At 70.2% G+C, this 24,609-nt stretch carries 23 protein-coding genes; 7 read left to right on the top strand and 16 right to left on the bottom strand.

Annotated features, from left to right (window positions below):
* Positions 1-92: 92 nt before the first annotated feature.
* The 7 genes from ACX9TP_RS32530 to groES form a co-directional block, all read right to left on the bottom strand.
* Entirely contained in the window at positions 93-1,298 is a 1,206-nt protein-coding gene (locus ACX9TP_RS32530) for a hypothetical protein (protein WP_482974534.1), read from the bottom strand.
* A 39-nt stretch (positions 1,299-1,337) separates the two neighbouring features.
* Positions 1,338-2,720 carry a sigma 54-interacting transcriptional regulator gene (locus ACX9TP_RS32525; RefSeq protein WP_482982255.1) on the bottom strand — a complete coding sequence of 461 codons (1,383 nt, stop codon included), beginning with the start codon at positions 2,718-2,720 and terminating at the stop codon, positions 1,338-1,340.
* A gap of 84 nt (positions 2,721-2,804) precedes the next feature.
* Complete coding sequence (locus tag ACX9TP_RS32520) at positions 2,805-3,833, bottom strand: hypothetical protein (RefSeq protein WP_482974533.1); 1,029 nt, start codon at positions 3,831-3,833, stop codon at positions 2,805-2,807.
* A gap of 114 nt (positions 3,834-3,947) precedes the next feature.
* The gene (locus ACX9TP_RS32515) at positions 3,948-4,349 is read right to left on the bottom strand and encodes a hypothetical protein (protein WP_482974532.1); all 402 of its coding nucleotides are present in this window, start codon (positions 4,347-4,349) and stop codon (positions 3,948-3,950) included.
* 94 nt (positions 4,350-4,443) lie between these two features.
* Positions 4,444-4,701, bottom strand: coding sequence for a glutaredoxin 3 (gene grxC, locus ACX9TP_RS32510; RefSeq protein WP_482974531.1), 258 nt, complete (start codon positions 4,699-4,701; stop codon positions 4,444-4,446).
* 149 nt (positions 4,702-4,850) lie between these two features.
* Positions 4,851-6,494, bottom strand: coding sequence for a chaperonin GroEL (groL, locus tag ACX9TP_RS32505; RefSeq protein WP_482974530.1), 1,644 nt, complete (start codon positions 6,492-6,494; stop codon positions 4,851-4,853).
* Between the two features lie 39 nt (positions 6,495-6,533).
* Entirely contained in the window at positions 6,534-6,824 is a 291-nt protein-coding gene (gene groES / locus ACX9TP_RS32500; protein ID WP_267861150.1) for a co-chaperone GroES, read from the bottom strand.
* A gap of 412 nt (positions 6,825-7,236) precedes the next feature.
* On the opposite strand from groES, the gene ACX9TP_RS32495 reads away from it, so the two are divergent.
* The 3 genes from ACX9TP_RS32495 to ACX9TP_RS32485 are packed head-to-tail and all read left to right on the top strand — an operon-like array spanning position 7,237 to position 9,002.
* The gene (locus tag ACX9TP_RS32495; RefSeq protein WP_482974529.1) at positions 7,237-7,824 is read left to right on the top strand and encodes a hypothetical protein; all 588 of its coding nucleotides are present in this window, start codon (positions 7,237-7,239) and stop codon (positions 7,822-7,824) included.
* A gap of 17 nt (positions 7,825-7,841) precedes the next feature.
* On the top strand, positions 7,842-8,483 hold the full coding sequence (locus ACX9TP_RS32490) for a hypothetical protein (protein WP_482974528.1): 642 nt from the start codon (positions 7,842-7,844) through the stop codon (positions 8,481-8,483).
* A gap of 36 nt (positions 8,484-8,519) precedes the next feature.
* Positions 8,520-9,002 (top strand): NUDIX hydrolase, encoded by a 483-nt coding sequence (locus ACX9TP_RS32485; protein ID WP_482974527.1) that lies wholly within the window; start codon positions 8,520-8,522, stop codon positions 9,000-9,002.
* Between the two features lie 14 nt (positions 9,003-9,016).
* Here the strand turns inward: ACX9TP_RS32485 and rpoZ are convergent, their stop codons facing one another.
* The 9 genes from rpoZ to ACX9TP_RS32440 all read right to left on the bottom strand — a co-directional run bounded on the left by rpoZ (position 9,017) and on the right by ACX9TP_RS32440 (position 18,254).
* Positions 9,017-9,253, bottom strand: coding sequence for a DNA-directed RNA polymerase subunit omega (gene rpoZ / locus ACX9TP_RS32480; protein WP_163998517.1), 237 nt, complete (start codon positions 9,251-9,253; stop codon positions 9,017-9,019).
* A gap of 137 nt (positions 9,254-9,390) precedes the next feature.
* Entirely contained in the window at positions 9,391-9,750 is a 360-nt protein-coding gene (locus tag ACX9TP_RS32475) for a DoxX family protein (RefSeq protein ID WP_482974526.1), read from the bottom strand.
* A 66-nt stretch (positions 9,751-9,816) separates the two neighbouring features.
* Positions 9,817-11,454 carry a phosphoglucomutase (alpha-D-glucose-1,6-bisphosphate-dependent) gene (gene pgm / locus ACX9TP_RS32470; RefSeq protein WP_482974525.1) on the bottom strand — a complete coding sequence of 546 codons (1,638 nt, stop codon included), beginning with the start codon at positions 11,452-11,454 and terminating at the stop codon, positions 9,817-9,819.
* 172 nt (positions 11,455-11,626) lie between these two features.
* Positions 11,627-13,267 (bottom strand): AmpG family muropeptide MFS transporter, encoded by a 1,641-nt coding sequence (locus ACX9TP_RS32465; RefSeq protein WP_482974524.1) that lies wholly within the window; start codon positions 13,265-13,267, stop codon positions 11,627-11,629.
* A 105-nt stretch (positions 13,268-13,372) separates the two neighbouring features.
* Positions 13,373-14,332: a hypothetical protein gene (locus tag ACX9TP_RS32460; protein WP_482974523.1), complete on the bottom strand. Its 960-nt coding sequence runs from the start codon at positions 14,330-14,332 to the stop codon at positions 13,373-13,375.
* 11 nt (positions 14,333-14,343) lie between these two features.
* The gene (locus ACX9TP_RS32455; protein WP_482974522.1) at positions 14,344-15,939 is read right to left on the bottom strand and encodes a caspase family protein; all 1,596 of its coding nucleotides are present in this window, start codon (positions 15,937-15,939) and stop codon (positions 14,344-14,346) included.
* Positions 15,936-16,715, bottom strand: a complete 780-nt coding sequence (locus ACX9TP_RS32450; protein ID WP_482974521.1) for an ACP synthase — start codon at positions 16,713-16,715, stop codon at positions 15,936-15,938. The genes ACX9TP_RS32455 and ACX9TP_RS32450 overlap by 4 nt, the downstream gene beginning before the upstream one ends.
* Positions 16,712-17,254: an RNA polymerase sigma factor gene (locus tag ACX9TP_RS32445; RefSeq protein ID WP_482974520.1), complete on the bottom strand. Its 543-nt coding sequence runs from the start codon at positions 17,252-17,254 to the stop codon at positions 16,712-16,714. Before ACX9TP_RS32445 ends, ACX9TP_RS32450 begins: the two co-directional genes overlap by 4 nt.
* Before the next feature lie 25 nt (positions 17,255-17,279).
* Positions 17,280-18,254 carry a hypothetical protein gene (locus ACX9TP_RS32440; RefSeq protein ID WP_482974519.1) on the bottom strand — a complete coding sequence of 325 codons (975 nt, stop codon included), beginning with the start codon at positions 18,252-18,254 and terminating at the stop codon, positions 17,280-17,282.
* 241 nt (positions 18,255-18,495) lie between these two features.
* Between ACX9TP_RS32440 and ACX9TP_RS32435 the strand changes: the two genes are divergently transcribed.
* Genes ACX9TP_RS32435 through ACX9TP_RS32420 form a run of 4 tightly spaced genes read left to right on the top strand, consistent with a single transcriptional unit; the run spans position 18,496 to position 24,534 of the window.
* Positions 18,496-19,320, top strand: coding sequence for a nucleotidyltransferase (locus tag ACX9TP_RS32435; protein WP_482982254.1), 825 nt, complete (start codon positions 18,496-18,498; stop codon positions 19,318-19,320).
* Complete coding sequence (locus ACX9TP_RS32430) at positions 19,304-20,008, top strand: metallophosphoesterase family protein (RefSeq protein ID WP_482974518.1); 705 nt, start codon at positions 19,304-19,306, stop codon at positions 20,006-20,008. The genes ACX9TP_RS32435 and ACX9TP_RS32430 overlap by 17 nt, the downstream gene beginning before the upstream one ends.
* Positions 20,009-20,052: 44 nt before the next feature.
* The gene (locus tag ACX9TP_RS32425; protein WP_482974517.1) at positions 20,053-20,931 is read left to right on the top strand and encodes an ABC transporter ATP-binding protein; all 879 of its coding nucleotides are present in this window, start codon (positions 20,053-20,055) and stop codon (positions 20,929-20,931) included.
* A gap of 9 nt (positions 20,932-20,940) precedes the next feature.
* Positions 20,941-24,534 (top strand): ABC transporter permease/M1 family aminopeptidase, encoded by a 3,594-nt coding sequence (locus ACX9TP_RS32420; protein WP_482974516.1) that lies wholly within the window; start codon positions 20,941-20,943, stop codon positions 24,532-24,534.
* Positions 24,535-24,609 lie beyond the last annotated feature (75 nt).

Below are 24,609 nucleotides of genomic sequence, written 5' to 3'. Positions count from 1 at the left end.
CGAGCCTCCGAGCCTCCGAGCCTGAATGACGAAAGGCGCGGGCCCCGACTCTCCGGGACCCGCGCCTTCGTGTTTCCACCGTCAGGGACGGGCTACTTCTTGTACGTCTTCTTCGGGCAGGCGCCCTTGTCCTGGGTGGCGATCTTCTGCGCCTCGGCGAGCTCCTTCACCGTCTCGTCCAGGTTCTTCTGGGTGGCGGCCTCGGCCTCCGTCCAGGCCTCGGCGTCCTTCACCTTCATCTCCTGGGCGATGGAGAGCGCGGCCTGCTCCGTCGCCTGGCGGCCTTCGATGGCCTCGGTGACGCGGGTGTCCGCCGCCACCAGGGCGTTGCACTTGCTCTCGAGCTCGTCGAAGAGCTTGTAGTTCTTGGTCTTCTGGTAGCGGTCCACCACCTCGGCGAAGGCCTGCGCCGCGGGGTTGCGGGCGCCGTCGGCGATGGCCTGGTCCGCGGCGCGCTGCGTGCGCACCAGGTCCAGCTGGAGGAAGCGCAGCTCCGGAGGCAGGCTGGCCGAGGCCTCCGTGGTGGCGTTGGAGTTGAAGTGGACGAAGCGGTAGTTGAAGCCCAGCTCGTCGGAGGACAGCTTCGCCGGCAGCGCGGCAATCTTCGGCTGGAGGCAGGCGGCGAGCTGGTCACCCTCGGTGTTGCCGGAGGGCTCGAACGTCACCTGGGCGGGGGTCTGCTGGGCCTTCACCAGCTTCACCTTGGCCGTCAGCGCCGGGGGGACCTTGTCCTTGAAGCTGGCGTAGCAGTCACACCAGCTCGGCTGCGCCAGGCGCACCGCGCCGGTGAAGTCGGAGCCCTCGTTGATGCCGAACTTCACGGAGTTCAGGCCGCTGGCGGTGTGCTCGAAGGGGAGGGTGGCCTCCACCGGAGCCGCGCCCTTGGCGAGCGCCGCCGGCTGCACCTGGGTGTCCATCACCTTCTGGATGCAGGCGGTGCCCTCGGGCGTGAGGTTCTGCCCGGTGACGGCGTGGGTGGCGCCCTGGTCGGTGACGGTGGTCTTCACCTCCACCTTGGTCGCCGCCTCGGGGCCCCGGTTCTTCGGGTCCACCAGGCACTCCTGCACCTGCGGGCGCGCGGACAGGAGCGCGCCGAGCACCACGCCCTGGCTGTTCTGCTCCGGCATCTTCAGCTCGCGCGGGAAGCAGGAGACCAGGTCGAACGGCGGCTGGTTGGTGATGCGGACCTTCTCCTCGGTGGGCACGGACGTGCCGTTACCGGCCGCGGCATCCGGCTTCTGCGTGCCGGCACAGGCGGCGGTGAGGGCGAAGGAGGCTACGGCAAGACGACGCAACATGCGGTTGTTCTCCCTGGGGGTGGGACTGCGTCCGGGCGTCTACTTCTCCAGGCCTTCGGCGTTCTTGAGGTCCTTGAGACGAAGCCCGTTCTTCTTCAAGAGTCGGTAGAGGCTCTGCATCGACAGGCCGGTGCGCTGCTCGGCGGCCTTCATGTCGAAGCCCACCGTGCGCATCACCTCGGCGAAGTACAAGCGCTCGAAGTCCGCGAGCACCCGGTCCTTGGCCTCGTGGTACGGCATGTTGGTGACGATGGCGGACACGTTGGTGGCGGGGGCCTGGCCCTCCTCGCGGCGCGAGGGCTGCGCGAGGAAGTCCAGCCAGCTGCTGTTGCCCGTCTCCTCCATGAGCGCGCCGCGCTCGAGCACGTTGCGCAGCTCGCGCACGTTGCCCGGCCAGTCGTAGCCCTCGAAGAGGGCCAGCGTCTGCGGGGTGAGCGTCACGCTGGCGCGCAGCGTCTGCGACAGGGCCTGGGACAGCACGGGCAGGTCCTCGCGGCGGGTGCGCAGGGGCGGCAGTCGCACGCGCGCCACCGCGAGCCGGAAGTAGAGGTCCGCGCGGAAGCGGCCCTGGCGCACGTCCTCCTCCAGGTTGCGGTGCGTGGAGGCGATGACGCGCACGTCCACCGCCACCGGCTGCCCGTCCAGCGAGGGCACCTCGCGCGTCTCCAGCACGCGCAACAGCTTGCCCTGCACCTGGAGGGGCAGCTCGCCCACCTCGTCCAGGAAGAGGGTGCCGCCCCGGGCCGCCTCGAAGACGCCGCGCGCCTCGCGGTCCTCGCCCTCGCCGGCGCGCAGGCCGCCGAACAGCTCGCGCTCGGCCTTCTCCTCGGAGATGAGGTTGCAGTCCACGACCTTGAAGGGGCCGTGCCGCCGCGCGGAGTGCTGGTGCACCGCGCGCGCCGCCAGCTCCTTGCCGGTGCCCGTCTCACCCTCGATGAGCAGGCTCATGTCCTCGCGGGCCACGCGGCGCAGCTCCGTGAAGACCCAGCGCATCTTCTCCGAGGCGCCCACCAGCGCGCCGAAGGACTCGGCGCCCGCCACCTCCACCTCGGTGGGGCGCGGGGCCACCTTCACGGACAGCTTCGTCTTGCCCAGCTCCAGCTTGTCCCCGCTGGCCAGGTAGGCCTGCACCACCTGCCGGCCGTCGAGGAAGGTGCCGTTGCGGCTGCCGGCGTCGCGCAGGAGCAGCCCGCGCGAGGTGCGCTCCACCTCCAGGTGGCGGCGGCTCACCGTCGCGTCCGTGAGCACCAGGTCGCTGGCGGGGTCCGAGCCCACGCGCACCAGTCCGTCCTGGGTCGTCACCTTCTTGCCTTTGTCCGGGCCACCCACCACCTCCACCGTCCACTCGTGGATGGGAATGCGGGTGGTGCGGCCTTCCTGGTCCGTCTGGGCGGTCTGGGTGGTCTCGGGCCTGGGTTCCATCATGGGGTCCTCTTTAGGTGCGAGGGGACCAGGGGGGCAAGCACGACTCGCACCTCTACCCCCTCTGATTCACGTCTGAGCGCATCAGGGCAGCGAGAGTGAAACAATCCTTCCGGAGGGTTGCCGCACGCGGGCCTCCACCGGGGCGGGGGACAGCCGCGTCCGGGCGAGGGCCTGCGGCGGGGCGGGGTGTCCATCGAGGGCCAGCACCTGGTCTCCCGCCGCCAGCTTCGAGCCCGGTGGGGCCTCGCGGACGAAGAGGCCCCCGGGCTGCCGGGCCAGCGCGTCCAGCACGGTGGGCTCCAGGCCCGGGTTGGCGAAGCGCAGGCGCTGGCGGCGGAGCACCTCCGCGTCGAGCACGTCCTTGCCGGCCAGCTCCGCCTCCAGGGGGAGCGTCTCCCAGGGCAGCCAGGCCACGGACGTGGCCAGGGGCGGGGCGGGGACGCGCGGCGGCTTCAGCGTGCCGGAGAGGGCCTTCAGGGCCTCGCGGGTGAGCGTTTCCATCAGCACCGTCAGCTCCGGGGTGGGGTCCGCGCCGTCGTCCGTGACTTCGGCGAAGGGGTCCGCCGGGGCCTCGCCGGACACCTCCAGCAGGACCTGCCGGCTGGCGGGGTGGAGCACCTCCACCGTGCCCAGATACACCACGGCTTCCTGGGCACTCCGGCCCACCGTGTGGCCACGACTGTCCACCAGTTCACGTTGGCCGGACTGGACGCGGCGCTCGGCCCGGGGGCGCAGCACCAGCGCGGCCTCCGGGCGCACGCGGTAGGCGGCCAGCACCGCCACCGCGTCGCTGGCCGTCCAGGCGTCGTCCGCCTCGGGGTGGTACACGCGCACCTCCGTGGGGCCGAAGAAGAGGGCCTGGGTGCCGGCCTCGGCCAGCGCCACGTCCACCAGTCGTTGGGAGAGCTCCACCGCGCGCCACGGGGGCGCCTCCCAGCGGAAGCCGAAGGGGTAGACGACCACCGCGGACGCGCGCAGGTCCTCGGGCACGGTGCGCTGCACCTGGACGGCGGGGCCCCGGCACGCCAGGGCCCCGAAGGCCGCCAGGCCCCCGAAGGCCGCCAGCAGCAGGACGCCGCGCGCGAGGAGTGACGGGCCGGTTCGCTTCACGGCCCGTCATCCAAGACGAACGTCCCCGCGGAATCCAGAAACCTGCGCGAATCCCCGCGCCCCGTCGCGCCGGGCCACGCGGGGGCGCGCGCGCTGGCCGCGGGCGCGCCCTGCTCAGTAGCGCGCGGGCGAGTCGCTGGCGGGGAACGACTCCTTGGACTCCTCGTCCACGATGTCGTCCTTCGCGTTGCCGCCGGAGTTGACGCTCGCGTTGCTCTGCGTCTTCAGCGCGCGTGTGGGGACGCTCTTGCCGGCGCCCGCCTTGGCCTTGCGGCCGGTGCCCGCCTTCTCACCGCCGAGCATCCGGCCTCCGAGCAGATTCTTCGCGCGCTCGGAGAGGTTGCGCTGCTCGTCCTGCAAGTCCCGGAAGAACTGGGCCAGCTCCTGGTCTCCAGACTCCTCGGCGTCGGCGATGTACTGCTCGGCCGTCGAGGCGCCCTTGAGGAGGTGATACAGGGCGCTGACGAGGTTGTAGTGCTCGTCACGGGTGCCCGTCTGCGCTTCTTCGCCTGCCATTGCCGCCTCCCGCGAAAGGATGGTGTGCCACGGGAGGGAAGGTATGCACGGCGCTCCGGAGGGCCGGAGCGGGGCGCCCGCCTGCCTGGTCGGCTCAGGCCTGGAGCATCGGGTCCAGCTTGCCCTCGGTGTCCAGCCGGGACAGGTCCGAGTAGCCGCCCACGTGTGCGTCGCCGATGAAGATCTGCGGCACGGTGCGCTGGCCGCCGCTCATCTCCACCAGCTTCGAGCGCATGGAGTCGTCTCCGGTGACGTCCACCTCTTCGTAGTCGACCCCCTTGCGCTTGAGCAGGTCCTTCGCGCGGACGCAGTAACCACAGTAGGTCGTCGTGTAGATCTTCACGGGCTTCACGGGCAGCTCCTCCTTCTTCCCACCAAACTAAGGGCCACGAGCGCCCGCCGCCACCTTGCCTGGAAAACACAACGGCCCCCGGCTCCCTGGAGGAACCGGAGGCCGCTGTCAGGCCGTCACCCCGGCATGGGAGCCGGGGTGGGGGGCGACTACATGCCCATGCCGCCCATACCGCCCATGCCGCCCATGCCACCGCCGCCGGCGGGGGCGTCCTTCTCCTCCTTCGGGCGCTCCGCCACCATGGCCTCGGTGGTAAGCATGAGGGAGGCCACGGACGCCGCGTTCTGCAGCGCGCTGCGGCTCACCTTGGCCGGGTCGATGACGCCCGCGGCCAGCAGGTCCTCGTAGGCGCCGGTGGCGGCGTTGAAGCCGAACGCACCCGTGCCCTCCTTGACCTTGTTCACCACCACGCTGCCCTCGAGGCCGCCGTTGCCGACGATCTGGCGCAGGGGCTCCTCGACCGAGCGGCGGATGATGTCCACGCCGAACTTCTCGCCGACGGTGAACTCCACGCCGTCCAGCGCCTTGAGGCACCGGATGAAGGCCACGCCGCCGCCGGGCACCACGCCCTCCTCGACGGCCGCGCGAGTCGCATTGAGCGCGTCCTCCACGCGGGCCTTCTTCTCCTTCATCTCCGTCTCGGTGGCCGCGCCGACGTTGATGACGGCCACGCCGCCCACCAGCTTCGCCAGCCGCTCCTGCAGCTTCTCGCGGTCGTAGTCGCTCGTGGTGTTCTCGATGGTGGCGCGGATCTGCTTCACGCGCGCCTCGATCTCCTGCTGGCTGCCGGCACCGTCCACGATGGTGGTGTTGTCCTTGTCCACCGTGATGCGCTTGGCGCGGCCCAGGTCCTGGAGCGTCAGCGTGTCCAGCTTGATGCCCAGGTCCTCGGCGATCATCTTGCCGCCCGTCAGGGTGGCGATGTCCTCGAGCATGGCCTTGCGGCGGTCACCGAAGCCCGGCGCCTTCACCGCGCACACGTTCAGCACGCCGCGGATCTTGTTCACCACCAGGGTGGCCAGGGCCTCGCCCTCGACCTCCTCGGCGATGATGAGCAGCGGCTTTCCGGCGCGCGCCACCTGCTCCAGGATGGGCAGCAGGTCCTTCATCGACGAGATCTTCTTCTCGTGGATGAGGATGAGGACGTCGTTCAGCACGGCCTCCATGCGCTCCGGGTCCGTCACGAAGTACGGGGAGAGGTAGCCGCGGTCGAACTGCATGCCCTCGACCACGTCCAGGGTGGTCTCCAGGCCCTTGGCCTCCTCCACCGTGATGACGCCCTCCTTGCCGACCTTCTCCATCGCGTCCGCGATGATCTGGCCGATGGTGGCGTCGCCGTTGGCGGAGATGGTGCCGACCTGGGCCACTTCCTTCTGACCCTTGGTGGGCTTCGCCAGCTTCTTCAGCTCGCCGACGATGATGGCCACGGCCTTGTCGATGCCGCGCTTGATCTCCATCGGGTTGTGGCCCGCGGCGACCAGCTTCGCGCCCTCGCGGAAGATGGCCTGCGCCAGCACGGTGGCCGTGGTGGTGCCGTCACCGGCGACGTCAGACGTCTTGGAGGCGACCTCCTTGACCATCTGCGCGCCCATGTTCTCGAACTTGTTCTCCAGCTCGATTTCCTTGGCGACCGTCACACCGTCCTTGGTGATGGTGGGCGAGCCAAAGCTCTTCTCGATGACGACGTTGCGGCCCTTGGGGCCGAGGGTGACCTTGACCGCGTCGGCCAGGATGTTGACGCCACGGAGGATGGCCTCGCGGGCGCGCACGTCGAACAGAATGTCCTTCGCCATTTGGATGGTTCCTTGAAGGAAAGGGGTGGGAAGGGACGACTACTTCTCGAGGACGCCGAGCACATCCTCCTCGCGGAGGATCAGGTGCTCCTCGCCGTCGAGCTTGATCTCGGTCCCGGCGTACTTGCTGAACAGGATGGTGTCACCGGCCTTGATGTCCATGGGCCGGACCTTGCCGTCCTCGAGCACCTTGCCGTTGCCGACGGCGATGACCTTGCCCTCGAGGGGCTTCTCCTTCGCCGTGTCGGGGATGAAGAGACCGCCCTTGGTCTTGGACTCCTCGGCGACGCGCTTCACGATGAGCCGATCCTGCAGGGGACGAATCTTCATGGCCTGCTCCTTTGTGTAGCGCCCGGCCCGGGGATACTGCCGGCCGGGACGCCTCTTGGGGGTTAATGGGTCGTGACGACCCGCGGCATTTAGCACTCGCACCTCGCGAGTGCTAACGCCTAGGCGCGGCGGATAATAACCAGGGAAGTCGACCCGTCAAGCGATGCCGGACCGGCGTCGCATGGGCTGCCAACTGCGCGGCATTCCTATGTTTTTCGTATTCCCGGCCACCGTGCCGGGACTGTGCCCGGCCGCGCGGCGGGCGGGCCCGGATTGGCACTCGGGAGGGTCGAGTGCTAGCGCAAGTACCCGGAATCACTGGGAGTCACCTTTGCCGCGTCCGGGTGTCATTGGTACCTTTCCCCTGTCCCCCGGAGGCCGGAGTCGCCCCCGGGACTGACGGGAGGTGTCGATGAGTGAACTGGTGGCGTCCCTGTCGCTGAAGGAGTTCTTCAAGTCGCTCCTGGACGAGGTGATGGGCCGGCAGCGGGTGCGGATTACCGAGGTGACGGAGTTCTACCTGGTCAATCTGCTCTCGGAGTTCGCGCTCACGGACAAGCTGTTCACCCGCGAGGAGGACGGCCGGAAGGACCACGAGCCGCTGGCGCTGCTCTACCACCAGGCGCTGCAGCAGGAGCGCAACGAGCGCATCCGCACGCTGCGGCGGCTGGGGGACGTGTCGCTGTACACGGCGGGCTTCTTCTCCGGCGCGCTCCAGTCCGGCGTGGTGGGCCCGGACTACTACATCCAGATGGGCGGCACGGCGTACGGCCAGGTGGCGGAGCTGTCCCCGGCGGCGCAGGTGTACCGCGAGCTGCGGGACAAGTTCCGCGCGCTGGTGGAGGTGCTGGAGGAGATTGCCGCGCGCGGCATGGTGAAGGCCAGCCCGAGCGGCGCGCTCAAGGTCTACGAGTCCTGGGCGCGCTCCGGCAGCGACAGGCTGGAGCGGGTGCTGGTGGACGCGGGCATGGTGCCTCCGCTCAAGGGGCTTCCCAACTAGCGGGCGGGTGGCTCACGATGATTGGACGGGTGCAGGACCACCTGGAGGCCATCTACGGCTTCACGTGCGCGGCGCGGGCGGAAGTCTTCGTCGTGGACACCGAGGCCGCGGTGCAGCTGGGCGGCACGGGGCGCTCCGAGGAGGAGCTGCTGGTCCACGAGGACGGGGATGACCTGGAGCTGGCCCTGTACCTCTCCCCCGCGCTGCTCGACAGGCTGAAGCCCTACGCGTCCGGCCCGCTGGGGTACCTGCTGGACGGCGACCTGGACGGCTACTGCCAGGTGGCCGAGGGCGTCAGCCACTTCCTCTACGTGGCGCACACCGCGGCGCATGGCCGGACGGTGTCCCTGCTGGAGCTCGAGGCGCAGGCGGAGGTGGACAAGTTCGCCGTGTGCCTCCTGCACCGCTGGGGGGAGGGCGTGGGCCCCTGGGCGCAGGAGCTGCTCGGGCGCCTGTTCCAGCGGGTCTCCTACCGCGAGCGCCTGTCCCCCCAGGAGCGGTGGCGCTACGAGGAGGCCAACCGGCTGTCGCGCCGCTTCTGCGGCCGGCTGATGGGGCACGTCACCGGGCGGCGGCTGGACAGGCTCCTGGCGGACCTGCGCTACGCCTACCGGCTGGGGGCGGAGGCGAAGCTGCGTCATTTCGCGCACGGTGGATGAGCACCTGCCCGCCCGCTTCGGATAGGGTGGGTGGGTATGCCACGCGAGGCGTCCGCAGGAGGGGTCGTCATCCGGGAGAGTGCCGGCACCTGGGAGGTGGCCGTCATTCGTCCCCACGGACGCCCGTTGTGGGCGCTGCCCAAGGGGCACGTGGACCCGGGAGAGAGCCCGGAGCAGACGGCGAGCCGCGAGGTGCACGAGGAGACGGGGCTCACCGTGACGCTCATCGCGCCGCTGGGGGAGATCCGCTACGTCTACCAGTTCCGGGGGCAGCGCATCTTCAAGCGCGTCCACTTCTTCCTCTTCCGCTATCAGACGGGCGCGCTGGGGCCGCTGCCGGGGCCGCGCGTGGAGGTGGACGAGGTGCGCTGGGTGCCGGTGGCCCAGCTGATACCGATGCTCGGCTACAAGGGAGAGAAGGCCGTGGCGTCGCGCGCGGTGCGGTGGCTGCGCTCACAGGGCCTGCTCCCGGAGGCCGCCCCCGCTCCGGTCAGGACACCGGAGCCCGAGGGCGGCTGAAGCCTTCGGGAGGCTCAGGGCTTCTCGGCGGGGGTGTACTTGCCGGACAGCGCCTCGCGCACGTCCCGGTCGAACTTCACGCGGCCGGTGGCCACCTCGCGCAGGGACAGCACGGGGGGCTTGTTCTTGGACGTCTCGATGATGGGGCGCGCACCCGCCATCAGCTGACGCGCGCGCTTCGCCGCGAGCAGCACCAGCGCGAACCGGTTGTCGACGAGGGGGAGGCAGTCTTCGACTGTTACGCGAGCCATGGAACGTCCTTCGGATTTCGGTAGAGCTACAGGAAGCGTCGAAACCTAAAGAGCACCTCCCGTCGAGTCAAGGAAGGACGCACGGGCAGGGCCGCCGGGCGGACAGGCGCCCCCACCCCCAGTCCGAGCCCGCCGCCTCAGGTGTACCACCACGCCCAGAGGATGAGGACGCCCTGCAGGGGCAGCCGCAGCCAGAGGAGTGCGGGGTGTATCTTCTTGAACCGCTCCGGGTTCATCGTCATGTAGAGGTTGGCGGGGAAGATGGCCACGAAGAGCGCGACGAGCCCCCACGCGGCGAGCTGGCGCGTCTGTGGCACCACGAGCCCCACGCCCAGCAGCACCTCCGCCACGCCACTCAGGAACACGAGCGGCCCGTGCCACGGGAGGTACGGCGGCATGATGCGCAGGTAGAAGCGCGGGTTGCGGAAGTGGTTCACCCCCGCGGCCACCATGAACAGGGCCAGCAGGTACATCAGGACGAGCTTCACGGTTTCCATGCGGGGCGGTGACTCCTCCGGCGCCATGCAAGCGCGCGGAGGAGCCCGGGTCCAGCATTGCCTTCGCTACTTCCCGGCGAAGGCCGCGTCGACGATGGCCCTCGCCTCCTGGACGATGGACTGGAGGTGCGCGTCGCCGCGGAAGCTCTCCGCGTAGATTTTGTACACGTCCTCGGTGCCGGAGGGCCGGGCGGCGAACCAGCCGTTCTCCGTCACCACCTTCAGCCCGCCGATGTCCGCGTTGTTGCCGGGCGCGCGCGTGAGGCGCTGGAGGATGGGCTCGCCCGCGAGCGTGTCGGCCTTCACCGACTCCGGCGACAGCTTCTTGAGCGCCGCCTTCTGCGCGGACGTGGCCGGCTGGTCGATGCGCGTGTAGTGCGGCGCGCCGAACCGGGCGGCCTGGGCCAGGTAGTGCTCGCCCGGGTCCTTGCCGGTGGTGGCGAGAATCTCCACGGCCAGCAGGTCCATGATGATGCCGTCCTTGTCCGTGGTCCACACGCTGCCGTCGCGGCGGAGGAAGGACGCCCCGGCGCTCTCCTCGCCGCCGAAGCCGAGCGAGCCGTCCAGCAGCCCGTCCACGAACCACTTGAAGCCCACCGGCACCTCGACGACGCGGTGGCCGTGCTCCTTCGCCACGCGGTCGATGAGGGCGCTGCTCACCAGCGTCTTGCCCACCGCGGTGCCGGGCTTCCATCCGGACCGGGTGCGGAAGAGGTAGGCCATGGCCACCGCGAGGTAGTGGTTGGGGTTCATCAACCCCATGCTGCGCGTGACGATGCCGTGCCGGTCCGAGTCCGCGTCGTTGCCGAAGGCGATGTCGTACTGGTCCTTCAGCCGCACCAGGTTCGCCATGGCGTACGGCGACGAGCAGTCCATGCGGATCTTCCCGTCATGGTCCAACGTCATGAAGCGGAACGTGGGGTCCACCGTGGGGTTGACCACGTGCAGATTCAAGCCGTACCGCGTGGCGATGGGCTCCCAGTAGGCCACGTTGGAGCCGCCCAGCGGGTCCGCGCCAATCTTCAGCTTCGCGCCGCGCAGCGCCTCCATGTCCACGACGCTGCCCAGGTCCTCCACGTACGGAGTGATGAAGTCGTGCGGCTTCACCGTGGGCGCGGTGCGCGCGCGCTCGTACGGGGTGCGCTGCACGCCCGCGTTGCCCGCGGCCATCAGTTCATTGGCGCGGCGCTCGACGCCCGCGGTGACGTTCGTGTCCGCGGGGCCGCCGTTGGGCGGGTTGTATTTGATTCCGCCGTCCTCGGGCGGGTTGTGGGACGGGGTGATGACGATGCCGTCCGCGAGCCCGCTGGTGCGGCCCTTGTTGTACGTGAGGATGGCGTGGGAGATGACGGGCGTGGGCGTGGCCAGGTCGCTGAAGCGCACCTGCACGCCGTTGGCCGCGAGCACCTCCAGCGCCGTCGCCTGCGCCGGGTCGGAGAGGGCGTGCGTGTCCTTGCCCAGGTACAGCGGCCCGTCGATGCCCTGCTGCTTGCGGTACTCGCAGACGGCCTGCGTCACCGCGATGATGTGGGCCTCGTTGAAGCTGCGGCGCGCGGAGGAGCCGCGGTGGCCGGACGTGCCGAAGGCGACGCGCTGCTCCGGTACATTCACATCCGGACGCTCGGCGTAATACTGGGCGCGCAGCTTCTCGGGATTGATGAGGAGTTCTTCCGGTGGGGGCTTGCCAGCGAGAGGGTGGGCCATAGCGCCGCCCACCATAGGCAGGGCGCACGCCGGATGGATCCCCCATCTTGCGCACCTGTACGCCGGTACACCGTGGCGGGGGGGCCTTCAGGGCCGTGTCATACGCCACCCATGCCGTCAGGGCGTGGGCGGTGTGGACTTGCGAGCAGAGGCCAGCCCCGGGAGCGGGCCGTCAGCGCGCCTCGGCCGCGCCCGGGGGGGACGTGGGCGGGGCCTCCTCCTCGGGGATGTAGAAGGCGCCGGAGCGCGCGGCGAGCGCGGCGGCGGTGAGCAGGCCCACCACCAGCCCGAAGATGACGATGCCGGCGAGTGTCACCCAGTCGGTGACGGACGCGGGCTGGAACATCGCGGACAGGGACGCGCCGAAGTCGAAGCCCGCTTCGGGCTTCGTGCGCACCGCCTGCATCGCCCCGAGCAGCGCCGTCGTCAGGCCTCCCAGCACGATGCCCGCCACGCCCGACAGCACGGCGGCCGTCGTCAGCGCGCCCCGGCTCATCGCCCGGGTGGCCGGACGGACCTGGGTCTCCACGTCGAAGTTGGGGTCCTTCACTCCGATGGGCACGAAGCGCGCGAGCAGCAGCAGTCCGGGGATGCCCGCCGCCATGGTGAACCAGAAGAACTGCTCCCAGCCCATGGCGTGCACGGCGAAGCCGCTGATGGGGCCGGCCACCACGCGGGGGATGGAGAAGAGGCTGGAGAGGAGCGCGAACTGCGTGGCCGAGAAGCGCTTCTGGGTGAGTCGCAACAGCAGCACGGAGAAGGCGCCGGTGCCCAGGCCCTGCGTCACCTGCTCGAAGCCGATGGCCGAGTACATCAGCAACTGATTCGGCGCTCCGGCGCGCGCCACGAGGACGTAGCCCACGTTGGAGACAATCTGCACCACGCCGAAAACCCATAGCGCCCGGCCCAGCCCCAGCACCGTGGTCCACGCGCCGCCCACCAGCGTGCCGGCAATGGTGCCGAACAGGCCGATGGTGCCCAGCGCCACGCCGCGGTCGGTCGCGCTGTAGCCCATGTCCACCAGGAAGGGGCGCAGCAGCGAACCGCCCAGGTTGTCCGCCAGCTTGTACGCGAAGACGAACGCCAGGATTTCCAGCGCGCGGTGCCTCTGGAGGAAGCCCACGAAGGGGTACCAGACGGCGTCCTTGAGCGAGCGCGGGGGCGGCACCCGCTCGTCGGGCTCTGGGGCGAAGCGGGTGACGAGGAGCAGCGGCACGTAGAGCAGCGCCAGCCCGATGACGACGATGCTCCACGAAATCCGTCCCGCGAGCGTAATGGCCGCCGAGCCGGCGATGAACATGGCCGCGCGGTACAGCGCCACGCGCGCGCCCACCGCCACGCCCTGCTCCTCCTTGCGCAGCACCTCCACGGAGTACGCGTCGATGGCGATGTCCTGCGTGGCCGCGGAGAAGGCCACCGCCATGGCCAGCGCGCCCACCACCCACGCGGCCTCCGGGTGGCCGCCCACGCCCGCCACCGCCAGCGTGGTGATGAAGAGGGCCACCTGCGCCAGCGCCATCCAGCCCCGCCGCCGGCCCCAGAAGGGCGGCACGTAGCGGTCCATGAGGGGCGACCAGAGGAACTTGAAGGACCAGGGGGCCTGGGCCAGCGTGACGAGGCCCACCACGCGGATGTCCACGCCGGCGCTGCGCAGCCAGTCGGGAATCGCAATCCAGACGAGGCCCAGGGGCAGACCCGAGGAGAACGAGAGCAGCGTCACCGAGGCCGTCCGCCAGGACGCCATCGCCAGCGCCAGGCTCTTCAAGGTTCCCGGACGCTGCGCGCGCGCCTCGGTCTTCTGCCCATCACTCATGGCGCGCACTATACCGGGTCGCGTCTGGCGCAACGGGTTTCGTGTTCGCCCTCGGTTGACGGGCTGCCAGCCTTCCAACAGGAGCGGGCGGCCGGGCGCGCCCGGCTACTCGTCCAGCGCGGTGAAGTCCGGGCACGACGCGCGCTCACCATCCGTGGGATTGAAGAAGTCCCAGCTGCGCGCGATGAAGGTGACGCGGCCCAGGGCGTTCCAGCACTCGGTGTACTTCGCGCCCTGGATGTCTCCGGCGAGCACCAGCAGCGTGCCCATGCCCCGGCCGTCCGGCGCCCAGCGCGTGGTCAGCTCCACGTCCTCCAGCCTGCCCCCGACGACGAGGTCCGTGGCGGGGAGCCGGAACTTCATCTCCCCCAGTCCCCCTTCCGCCTCGCGATAGGTGTAGCGCACGGCTTCCGTCAGGCCACCCCGGGGCGTGAAGACCATCTCCACCCGGGTGGGCAGGGCCTTCGTCTGATAGTCGATGTCCAGCCGGTCCAGCGTCGACAGCCCTCCCGCGGTGAAGCCCTCCTCGGTCGCCCGCTTCACGTCGAGGGAGAGCTTGCCCTCGCCCTTGCGGATGCCCGCGTCCGCCTGGAAGGTGCCCGACAGCAGGGCCCACCAGTCCAGGTCACCCTCGCCGGTGCGGCGGTACTCCAGCCGGTAGTCGAAGCGCAGCTCCTGGCGCTCCATGACGAAGCGCACGTCGAAGCCCGGATGGTCCTTGTCCTTGAACGGCCCCCACACCCGCCGGTCCGGCTCGCGCGTGGTGGGCGACGCGGAGCGGATGTTCTCCAGCAGCGTCAGCAGGCCGTCCACCGCCGTGTTGAAGTCACGGCCCGTGCTGTCCGTGTCCGTGGCGAGCTCGGACACCTCGCCCAGGTTCACCACCAGCCCGGCCTTGCGCGTCGTCAGCCCGCCGCCCGTGCGTCCCTGGCTGCTCGCGGGCAGCTTGGCGGCCAGGTCCTCGCGCCGCGGCAGCGCGTTGAGGAACTCGAGGTCGTCGTTGGAGAAGTCGCCGCCGCACGCGGCCGCCGCCAGGCACAGACAGGCCATCGCCAGGTGTCGCATCGCGTGCTCCTTCATGGCTGGTAGGTGAGGAGCGCGCCCAGCTCCCAGTAGCCCAGCGAGCGCTGCTCATCGACGGTGTATTGCAGGTAGTGGAGACGGGCCTGCCCGGTGACGTACAGGCGCGGCAGCGGCTTCCAGCGCACCCCACCCACCACGCCCGGGGAGAACATGGCGAACTTCTGGTCCGGAAACGCCTCGTCCTCGAAGTCGCGCCGCAGCATGAGGTACGCCAGCCGCCCGCCCACGAAGGGCGTCACGCTCGCGCGGGGCCACTCGGCGGTGAGCGTGGTACCCAGGCTCGTCACCGAGTAGCGGTAGGCCGGCCCCGCCAGCGTGGGCAGCGCCAGCACCGCCTGCTTGCCGCCCACCGCCACGTCCACGCCCCACACCCAGTCGCGCCGGAAGTAGTCGTGCAGCTGCGCCTCCGCGCCCAGCAGGCCCACGGAGAGGAACAGCGTGTCGCGCGTGGGCGCGTCGAAGAAGGACTGCACGCCGCCGGAGAGCCCCACCGTCCACCACGCGCCGCCGTCCCGCGCCGCGCCCTTCACCGGGTCGTCGGAGAAGGGCGCGTCGCGCAGCCGCGTCTCCTCCAGCACCGCCGCCCGCCCTCGCGGCACCTGCACCTCGCCGATGCGCAGCCGGTCCGGGAGGCGGCGCTTCACCCGGTACGTGCCCGGCGCCAGCGCCACCCGGCGCTCCACGTCCGCCGTCTTGTCCAGCTCCGCCACCACCATGCCGCCCGGGTCCACGAAGTAGTACGTGCCCGCGGGCGCGGCGCCCGGCACCAGCAGCCCCTCGCCGCTGGCGCGCAGGTCCGTCAGCACCAGGTCTCCATTGCCGGCGAGGTCGTAGCTGAACGTGGGGTGCTGCGGGCCCGCGGTGCTGGCCGCCGTGTCCGCCACCGTGCGCGCATACGCATGCGAGTACGCCTCGAACAGCGTCACCCGTCCGTCGCCGCTGCGGTCCGCGTCGCCCAGCAGGCCGCTGGCCAGGTGGTGCGAGAAGTAGCTGCCGCGCAGCGCGTCCGACTCCTGCGAGTCCTCGTCCGCCGAGCTGGAGGTGAGGATGACCAGGCCCCGCGCATCCCTCGCCGCGCCGGACTCAATCTCGAAGGCGGGGGCCCGCCGCGCGCCCTTGGTACGCGTCAGCGCGCCGGAGCGACACGAGTCCAGGATGGCGATGCGGATGTCCACCGGGGCGTCCGCCAGTCGGCGCTTCAAGTCCTCGTAGGCCAGCCGCGAGTCGCCCAGCCGCAGCGCGCCGTCCTTCGCATGGCCCGAGTAGTAGACCATCAGCGCCGTGCGCTCGCCCCGGGCGCGGGCCGCCTTCGCGCGTCCCTCCAGCTCCGTCAGCGCGGCGAGGAAGTCCCGCGAGTCCTCGTCGAGCAGCAGCTTCGCGTCCCCGGGCGCCACGCCGCCCAGCCGCTGCAGGAGCGCGTACATCTTCCGCGCGTCGTCGCGGGCGAACCGCAGGGGGCGCGTGTCGCCGCCGCCCTCGTCGTTGCCGGCCACCAGCGCGAAGCGGCGCAGCACGTCCGCTTGCGCGGCCGTGGCCACCAGGACCAGCGCCAGGGCCAGACTTCGAAGGCAAGAGGGCAGGGGGCTCATGGCTTGAGCAGCACCCAGTGCGTCTGTTCACCCGGCACGTCGAGCGGCGCCATGCGCTCCACGTCGCCGTCCGCCGCCAGGAAGGCCCGCCGTGCCGCGTCCACCAGCGCGTCCACCGACACGGGCGCGTCCGTCAGCACCAGCACCACGCGCTCGGCGCCGGAGCCCGTCAGCTCCCAGCTGTCCGGCAGCCAGTGCATGTCCGCGCCGGGCTCCACCGGAAGGCTCTCGCCCGACTCCGGGTGGAGCGGCGTCACCTCGCCGATGGCATCCACCGACACCGCCGCCACGTACCGGTGCGCGTGGGCCTGGTAGCCCAGCATCACCCGCTCGCCGAAGTCCAACGCCTCGGGCGCGTCCGTGCGGGCCTCGCGCTGCGGGCCCGAGCCGCCGCCAATGCGCAGCTCCGCCACCGCGCCGCCCTTGATGCCATTGAGTCCCGGGGTGTGCCCCGGGCCGCTGCTCAGCAGGGGCCGGGCCAGCAGCACCACCAGCACCGAGGCGGCCATCGCCACCGTCGTCGCCACCCAGCGCCGGGGCGGCGTGCGGAAGGACTCGCTGCGCCGCTGCCGCTGCACCGCGCGCTCCACGCCGGCCTCGAAGTGCTCGAAGGGAACCGCCGCCTCGAAGCGGGACTGCTCGTGCTCGAGTCCTCGCAGGGTGGCGCCGCAGGCCGCGCAGGAGGCCACGTGGCCGCGGGCACGGGCGGCCTCGGCGGCGGCCAGTTCCCCGGCGCTCAGGCGGCGCAATGTCCACTCCGACTCGTGCGCGCTCATCGGACCCTCAGCTCCTCTCCACCCAGCTCGGCGAAGCGCTCCAGCCTCTTGCGGATGGTGGGGACCGAGCGCCCCAGCACCGCCGCCACCTCTTCCAGCGTCATCCCGTCCACGTGGTAGTGCACCACCGCCGCCTGCGTCTCCACGTCCACCTTCGCCAGCAGCCGGCGCACCAGGTCTCGCGTCTCCATCTCGCCCGCGCCGCCGTGCCCTTCCGTGCGCGCCGCCGCGTCCCGCTCGAACCACTGCCGCCAGCCCGCCCGCTCCGAGCGAAGCTGGTTGAGGCAGTGGTTGGTGGCAATCTTCATCAACCACGTCAGCGGCGACGCCTCCGCGCGGAAGTCGTCGCTGTGGGTGAGGGCGCGAGCGAAGACGTCGTGCATCGCGTCCTCCGCCTTCGTCGCATCCTTCAGGAGGTAGCGGCAGCGCCCCATCACGCTGCCGCCATACTTCGCGTACAGCTCGCGCATGAGGGCCCGCCGGTCCTGGTGGTGGCCACCTTGAATCACCTTGAGGACCGGCTGGCTCGTTCCCGTCACGCGCCGCAGCCTACCGCGAGCCGCGTCACGGCGTGACAGGCGTGGTGAAGTTGCCGCAGGCGCTGACCGCCCCGTATCCAACGGCCGGGTTGAAGCTGACCGAGAAGTAGGCGCTGAGGAAGTTGCTGTCCCAGCACTCGCTCACCGTCGCCTTGCCGAACAGGTCCCCGCCCGACAGCTCGATGTCCGAGCGGCCAGCCCCGGTGGCCTCCCAGCGGCTCTTGATGGACAGGTCCTCCAGCTTCGTGCGCGCGGGGTCCGTGTCGATGTTCTTCTTCAGCACGAAGTCCAGCTCGCCGCCCGCGCCCGGGGCCTGCTTGAAGCTGTAGTTCGCGTCCACGCGGCCACCCTGCACCTCCTCGTCACGGACCTGGTGGAACTGCGCCACCACCGACGCCACCGCCTTCGCGTCCGCGCGCGAGTACTGGATCTCCGCCGTGCCCATCTCGTTCTGGTTGGCGTTGGGCAGGGTGCGAATCCGCTCCCAGTCGATGAGGAACTCACCGGAGCCGAAGCCCTTCACGCGCTCGCCGTCCGCGTCCACCGCGGCCGTGTGCGTGCCGGACAGCACCGCCACGAAGGCCGAGTCCTCCGCGTTCTTCGCCTTGCCCTCCAGCACCCACGAGTAGGTGTCGTCGTCCGTGCGCGTGACGGTCAGCTTCCAGGTGGTGGGGCTGAGCGCGTCCGTGTGCGGGCCCCACACCGCGACGTCCCCCTCGATGGAGGTCGGCGTGTGCTTGACGATTTCCTCGATGAGGTTGAGCACCGCCAGCGTGCCGCCGTTGACCGTCACCGCCGCGGCCACCGTGAGCTGGTAGTACTCCGCCGTCTGCCCCTGCCCGTAGAACGCCGAGGTCAGCCCCTGGCCGTTCTTCTTCGGCGCCTTCATCTCCACCATCTCCTTGGAGGGAAGGCCCTCGCGGAACGACGCCTCGTCGTTCTTCGCGGAGTCACAGCCAGCGACCAGCAGGGCGGCACACAGCAGGCTCTTGCGCAGCATGGTTCTTCTTCCTTTCGGCCGGCCCCCGGCGGGCCGTGCGGCAACGTGTTCGCCCCAATGGACACAGCCCCGCCGGAAAACAGAAAAGGCGCCTGTCTGGCCGGAGAAAGGTTTGGAAAATCAACGGTTTGCCGGTTGGCTGTCCGCTCCCCAGGCATTTTCAGCCGGCCTTCGCACGGCGGAATTCCTCCATCCCTACCTTTCGCACATGGAAAAGAGACACCCCAACCATCCCGGGGAGATGGGCACGGACGCCACGCTGGCCGAGCGCGACCGCGCTCCGGATGAAATCAACGCTCGGGCCCGGGCGATTGGGCTCTTGGTCGAGGCGGGGGTGCCCTTCGTGGTGGGCGGTGCGTACGCGTACGCGACCTACACCGGCATCTACCGGGACACGAAAGATTTGGACCTCTTCCCGCGCAAGCGTGACGCGTTGCGGGCGCTCGAGGTGCTGGAGGCGGACGGCTGGCGCACCGAGCGCGCGGACGAGGTGTGGATCTACAAGGCCTACAAGGGCGACTACTTCGTCGACTTCATCTTCTCGTCCGGCAACGGCGTGGCGGTGGTGGACGACGAGTGGTTCACCCACGCGAAGACCTGCAACATCTTCGGACACGGGTGCCTGGTGGCGCCCGCCGAGGAGATGATCTGGTCCAAGGCCTTCGTCAACGAGCGCGAGCGGTATGACGGCTCGGACGTGAATCACCTCATCCTGAAGGCGGGGCGGAGCATGGACTGGGAGCGGCTGATGCGCCGCTTCGACCGGTACTGGGAGGTGCTGCTCAGCCACCTGATGATGTTCCGGTTCGCCTATCCGTCCGAGCGGGACATGGTCCCCGACTGGGTGATGGCGGAGTTGATGAGCCGCACGCTGCACACCCTCCGCGAGGGGCGCTGGGAGGACAAGCTGTGCCGCGGGAACCTCATCTCGCGGGTGAACTATCACGTGGACATCCACCACTGGGGTTTCCGCGACGGGCGGGCCTGGGACGAGAACGAACGACAGCAGGGAGACGAGCGTGGCGCGCGATCCGAGCTCGAAAATTCGGTTGGCGGCAGTCGGTGACCTTCACTGCCGCGAGGACCAACACGGACGCTTCCGACAGCTCGTCAAACAGGTGAACGCCACGGCGGACCTGCTCGTGCTGTGCGGGGACCTCACCGACAGGGGGATGATTGAGGAGGGCAAGGTGCTCGCGGAGGAGCTGTCCGCGCTGCGCGTGCCGGTGGCGGCGGTGCTGGGCAACCACGACTACGAGCACAACCAGGCGAAGGAGATCTGCAGCGAGCTGTCCAAGGCGGGCGTGCACCTGCTCGACGGGGACCACTTCATCTTCGAGAAGGTGCTGGGCGTGGCGGGGGTGAAGGGCTTCGGCGGAGGCTTCGGCAACGCCACCCTGCAGGCCTTCGGCGAGGGACAGACGAAGGCCTTCGTGCAGGAGGCCGTCACCGAGTCGCTCAAGCTGGAGGCGGCGCTGAGCCACCTCGACACGGAGAAGAAGGTGGTCATCATGCACTACTCCCCGGTGCCGGAGACGCTGGACGGGGAGAACATCGAAATCCGCCCGTTCCTCGGGACGAGCCGGCTGTCGATGCCGATTGACCACTACGGCGCGGAGGCCGTCTTCCACGGGCACGCGCACCACGGCGCGCGCAACGGGAAGACCAAGAGCGGCATCCCCGTCTACAACGTGGCCATGCCCCTGCTGGCGAAGCACACGCCGGAGCAGCGGTACGTGTTGCTGGAAGTGTAGGGGCGCATGCAATGGGATGGGGGCTGGCCCGTACGCAGGGGGCCATGCTGCACATCCGCGCCGTGTCGAAGACCTATCCGAATGGGGTGCGTGCGCTCCAGGGCATCGACCTGACGATTGAGCGGGGCCTCTTCGGCCTCCTCGGGCCGAACGGGGCGGGCAAGTCCACCCTGATGCGCATCCTGGCCACGCTCCAGCCGCCGGACGCGGGACAGCTCACCTTCGACGGCGCCGACGTGCTCGCGGACCCGCGCGCGCACCGGCGGCACCTGGGCTATCTGCCGCAGGACTTCGGCGTGTACCCCGGCGTGTCCGCCAGCGAATTGCTGGACCACCTGGGCGTGCTCAAGGGCCTGACGGACCGGCGCACGCGCCGCGAGCAGGTGGACGCGCTGCTGCACCAGACGAACCTGTATGAGCACCGCAAGAAGGCCGTCAGCGGCTTCTCGGGAGGCATGCGGCAGCGCTTCGGGATTGCCCAGGCCCTGCTGGGCGACCCGCGCATGCTCATCGTCGACGAGCCCACCGCGGGCCTGGACCCGGAGGAGCGCAACCGGTTCCACAACCTCCTGAGCGAGGTGGGAGAGAACGTCGTCGTGCTGCTGTCCACGCACATCGTCGAGGACGTGCGCCAACTCTGTCCCCGGATGGCCATCCTGTCCGGAGGCCGGGTGCTGCGGGAGGGGGCACCCGAGACGCTCGTCGCGGAGCTGTCCGGCCGCGTGTGGCGCAAGACGGTGGAGAAGCACGAGGTCGCCGGCCACCGCGCGTCCCGCTCCGTGCTGTCCACACAGCTGTCCGGAGGGAAGACGGTGCTGCGCGTGTTGTCGGACGCGTCGCCGGGGCCGGGGTTCGAGCCGGTGCCGGCGGACCTGGAAGACGTCTACTTCTCCGCCCTGTCGTCCGGGCCGCACGCGGTCTGAGGGGACGTCATGCTCGGCGAGGTGCTTCGCTTCGAGTGGCGCTACCAGACGCGCCAGGCGGCCTTCTTCGTGGCCGTCGCGGCCTTCGTGGGAATGGCCTTCGTGTTCGTCGGCACGGGCTACGGCCCGGACAACGTGCACGTCAACTCGCCACACTCCGTCATGCAGTCGATGGGGCTCTTGTCGCTGTTCTCCATCTTCGTGCTCGGCTTCTTCTGCGCGAATGCGGCGCTGCGCGACAGCGAGCACAAGATGGAGGAGCTCGTCTTCGCCACCTCCATCCACAAGCTCACGTACCTGTCCGCCCGGTTCACCGGGGCCCTGCTGGCTGCGCTCGTGGTGTTCGCGGTGGCCGCGCTGGGGCTGATGCTGGCGCCCCGGGTGCTGGCCGTGGACCCGGAGCGGCTGGGGGACACGGAGGTGCTCCGCTACGTGTGGGCGCTCGCGGTGATGGTGCTGCCCAACCTGGTCTTCGCGGCGTCGCTGCTGTTCGCCATCTCCGCGCTGACGCGCAGCGCGCTGGCCAGCTACATCGGGGCCGTCTTCCTCTACGCGCTCTACTTCGTGGGCTCCATGCTGGGGGACTCGCCGCTGATGGCGGGGGCCGCGTCGCAGACGCCCGAGGCCATGGCGCGCGCCGCGCTGCTGGACCCGTTCGGCCTGTCCGCCTTCTTCACGCAGACGCGGTACTGGACCGAGGCCGAACGGAACACCCGCCTGCTCTCCCTGGAGGGGCCCTTCCTGCAGAACCGCCTGCTGTGGCTGGGCGTCTCGGCGTGCGTGCTGGGCTTCGTCTACCAGCGCTTCGCCTTCCAGGTGTCACCCGGGTCGAAGACGGGCAGGGGAGGGGCGAAGGCGGAGGCGCCTCCCGGGACGGCGTACCGGCCGGTGGCGACCCACGGGAGCACGGGCGCGCAGGCCTGGGCCGCGTTGAGGTCCGCGGTGGGGCTGGAGTCGCGGTACGTGCTGAAGAGCGGGGCCTTCCTGGCGCTGCTCGCGCTGTGGGTCGTCGTGGTGGGCATGGAAGTCATCGCGGGCTCCACCCGCACGGAGTACGGCACGCACCTGCTGCCGACGACGGCGGTGCTGCTTCCGAACCTCCAGCAGACGCTGTCCCTCATCGGCACCCTCACGCTGGTCTACTTCGGCGCGGAGCTGGTCTGGCGCGAGCGCGTCGTCCGCATGAGCGAGCTGGTCGACGCGATGCCCGTATCCAGCGCGGTGCTCTACCTGTCCAAGCTGGCGGTACTGGCCGTGCTGATTGGCGTGCTGGCCGCCTCGGCGGTGGGCATCGCGGTGCTGTTCCAGCTCTCGCGCGGCTACTTCCAGCTGGAGCCGGAGCTGTACCTGTCGCTCCTGTACTTCACGGGGCTGCCGCTGCTGCTGTTCGCGGTGGCGGTGCTGTGGCTCCAGACGTTGAGCCCGAACCGGTACGTAGGAATGTTCCTGGCCCTGCTCCTGGCCCTGCTCCTCCGCCAGGGCGAAGTGGTGGGACTGGAGCATGGCCTGCTGCGCTACGCGGGCGGACCTCCGGTGCGGTACTCGGACATGAACGGCTTCGGGGCCGCCACCGCGTCCTTCTCCGCGTTCATGGTGTACTGGGGCGCGTTCGCGGGCCTGCTGGGGCTCGTCACCTGCGGCCTGTGGCGGCGCGGCGTCAGTCGTCCACTGCGGGAACGTTTCGCGGCGCTGCCTCGCGTGTGGGGGTGGAGCGGCAGGGTGGGCGCGGCGGCCTGTCTGGGCGTGTTCATCGTGGCGGGAGGCTTCATCTTCCGCGGCACGAACGTGCTGAACCTCTACGAGACGCGCTCTCAGCGCGCCGACTGGAAGGCGGCGTACGAGAAGTCCTACCAGCGCTACGAGACGCTGGCGCAGCCGAGCATCGTCGCGGTGAAGGCCCACGTCGACCTCTTCCCCACGGAAGCGCGCTACCAGGCTGCCGGCACCTACCACCTGGAGAACCGGACCCAGGAGCCCATCCAGACCGTCTGGGTCTCCGTGCAGCGCGACGTGAGCCTCGCCGCGCTGAAGCTGGCGGGGGCGCGGCTGCACTCCCACGACGCCCGCTTCGGGATGTATGAGTTCCGGCTGGAGCAGCCCATGCCGCCCGGTGCGCGCGCCGAGCTGACCTTCGACCTCGATGTGGTGCGACGGGGCCTCCAGACGTCGGAGCCCGAGGCCTCCATCGTCGAGAACGGCTCGTTCATCGCCAACGTGGAGGCGTTTCCCACCATCGGCTACCGCAAGGGCTACGAGCTGAAGGACGCGCGTGAGCGACGCATGCGCGGCCTTCCGGAGACACCGGCGGTCGAAGCCATCGACGAGGGGGACCTGGGACTCTCGGAGGAGGGGGGCCGTCAGCGCGCATGGACCACGCTGGAGACGACGCTGTCGACTTCGGAGGACCAGCTCGCGGTGGCCCCCGGTGTGCTGCGCAGGGAATGGCGGGATGGTAGCCGGCGCTACTTCCACTACGTCATGGACCGGCCCACGGTGAACTGGTTCGCCTTCGTGTCCGCGCGCTACGCGGTGGCGAAGGTGAAGCACCAGGGCGTCGACGTGGAGGTGTATTACCACCCCGAGCATGCGACCAACGTGGCCCGGATGATGACCGCGGCGACGCGCTCGCTCGACGTCTTCGGCGAGCAGTTCGGCCCCTATCCGCACGCGCAGCTGCGCATCGTGGAGGTGCCTTCCTACTGGGGCTTCGGTGCGCTCGCGCTGTCGAACACCATCTACTATCCGGAGCACCGGGGCTTCGTGGCGGACCTGCGCGGCGCGCTGGGCGTGGACCTCATCACCCGGCGCATCGCGCATGAGGTGGCCCACCAGTGGTGGGGGCATCAGGTGGACCCGGCGAACGGCCCGGGGGCGTCCACCATCACCGAGTCGCTGGCGAAGTACTCCGAGCAGCTCGTGCTGAAGGCCACGTACGGCGAGCCGCACGTGCGCGAGGTGCTGGCCTTCGACCTGGACCGCTACCTGAGGGGCCGGGCCGCCGAGGACGCCGTGGAGCCGCCGCTCACCGGGGTGAAGGACCAGTCGTACCTCTACTACGGCAAGGGCGCGGTGGTGATGAACGCGCTGCGAGACTTGCTGTGGGAAGAGGCGGTGAACCGGGCGCTGCGAAGGCTCGTGAGCGAGCGCGCCTGGCCGAACGCGCAGCCGACGGCGCTGGACCTGGTGGCTGCGCTGCGTGCCGAGGCTTCCGAGGCACACGGGCTGCTCATCGACCAGTGGATGAAGGAGGTCGTGCTCTACGACTTGAAGGTGGAGTCCGCGACGTACGAGCCGCTGGCGGACGGCCGCTACCGCGTCACTGCCCGGATTGCCGCGGCGAAGGCGGCCCACCGTGGCGGCGAGGACGTCCCGCTGGTGCTGGACGAAGCTCTGGACGTCGGCGTCTTCGCCCAGCACCCGGACGGTGATGCGTCCGCGCTCTACTCCGCGAAGCACCGCTTCACCGGTGCGTCGACGGAGGTGTCCGTCATCGTGAAGGAGCGCCCCGTCTACGTCGCCGTGGACCCGTTCCTCCGGCGAGTCGAGCTGGAGCGCTCGGACAACCTCCTGAAGCCCGTCACTGCTTCAAGCCCGGCTCGGTGAAGGGCCCCTCGGCCGGGCCTCCTGGCTCGGGTACGGGCTGGCAGCAGGACGCGCTGCTCGGTCATCGGGAAGGTG

The organism is Pyxidicoccus sp. M15 (genome assembly GCF_056858435.1).
The sequence above is the reverse complement of the archived record's forward strand: the minus strand, read 5'-3'. Positions and strand labels throughout refer to the sequence as shown.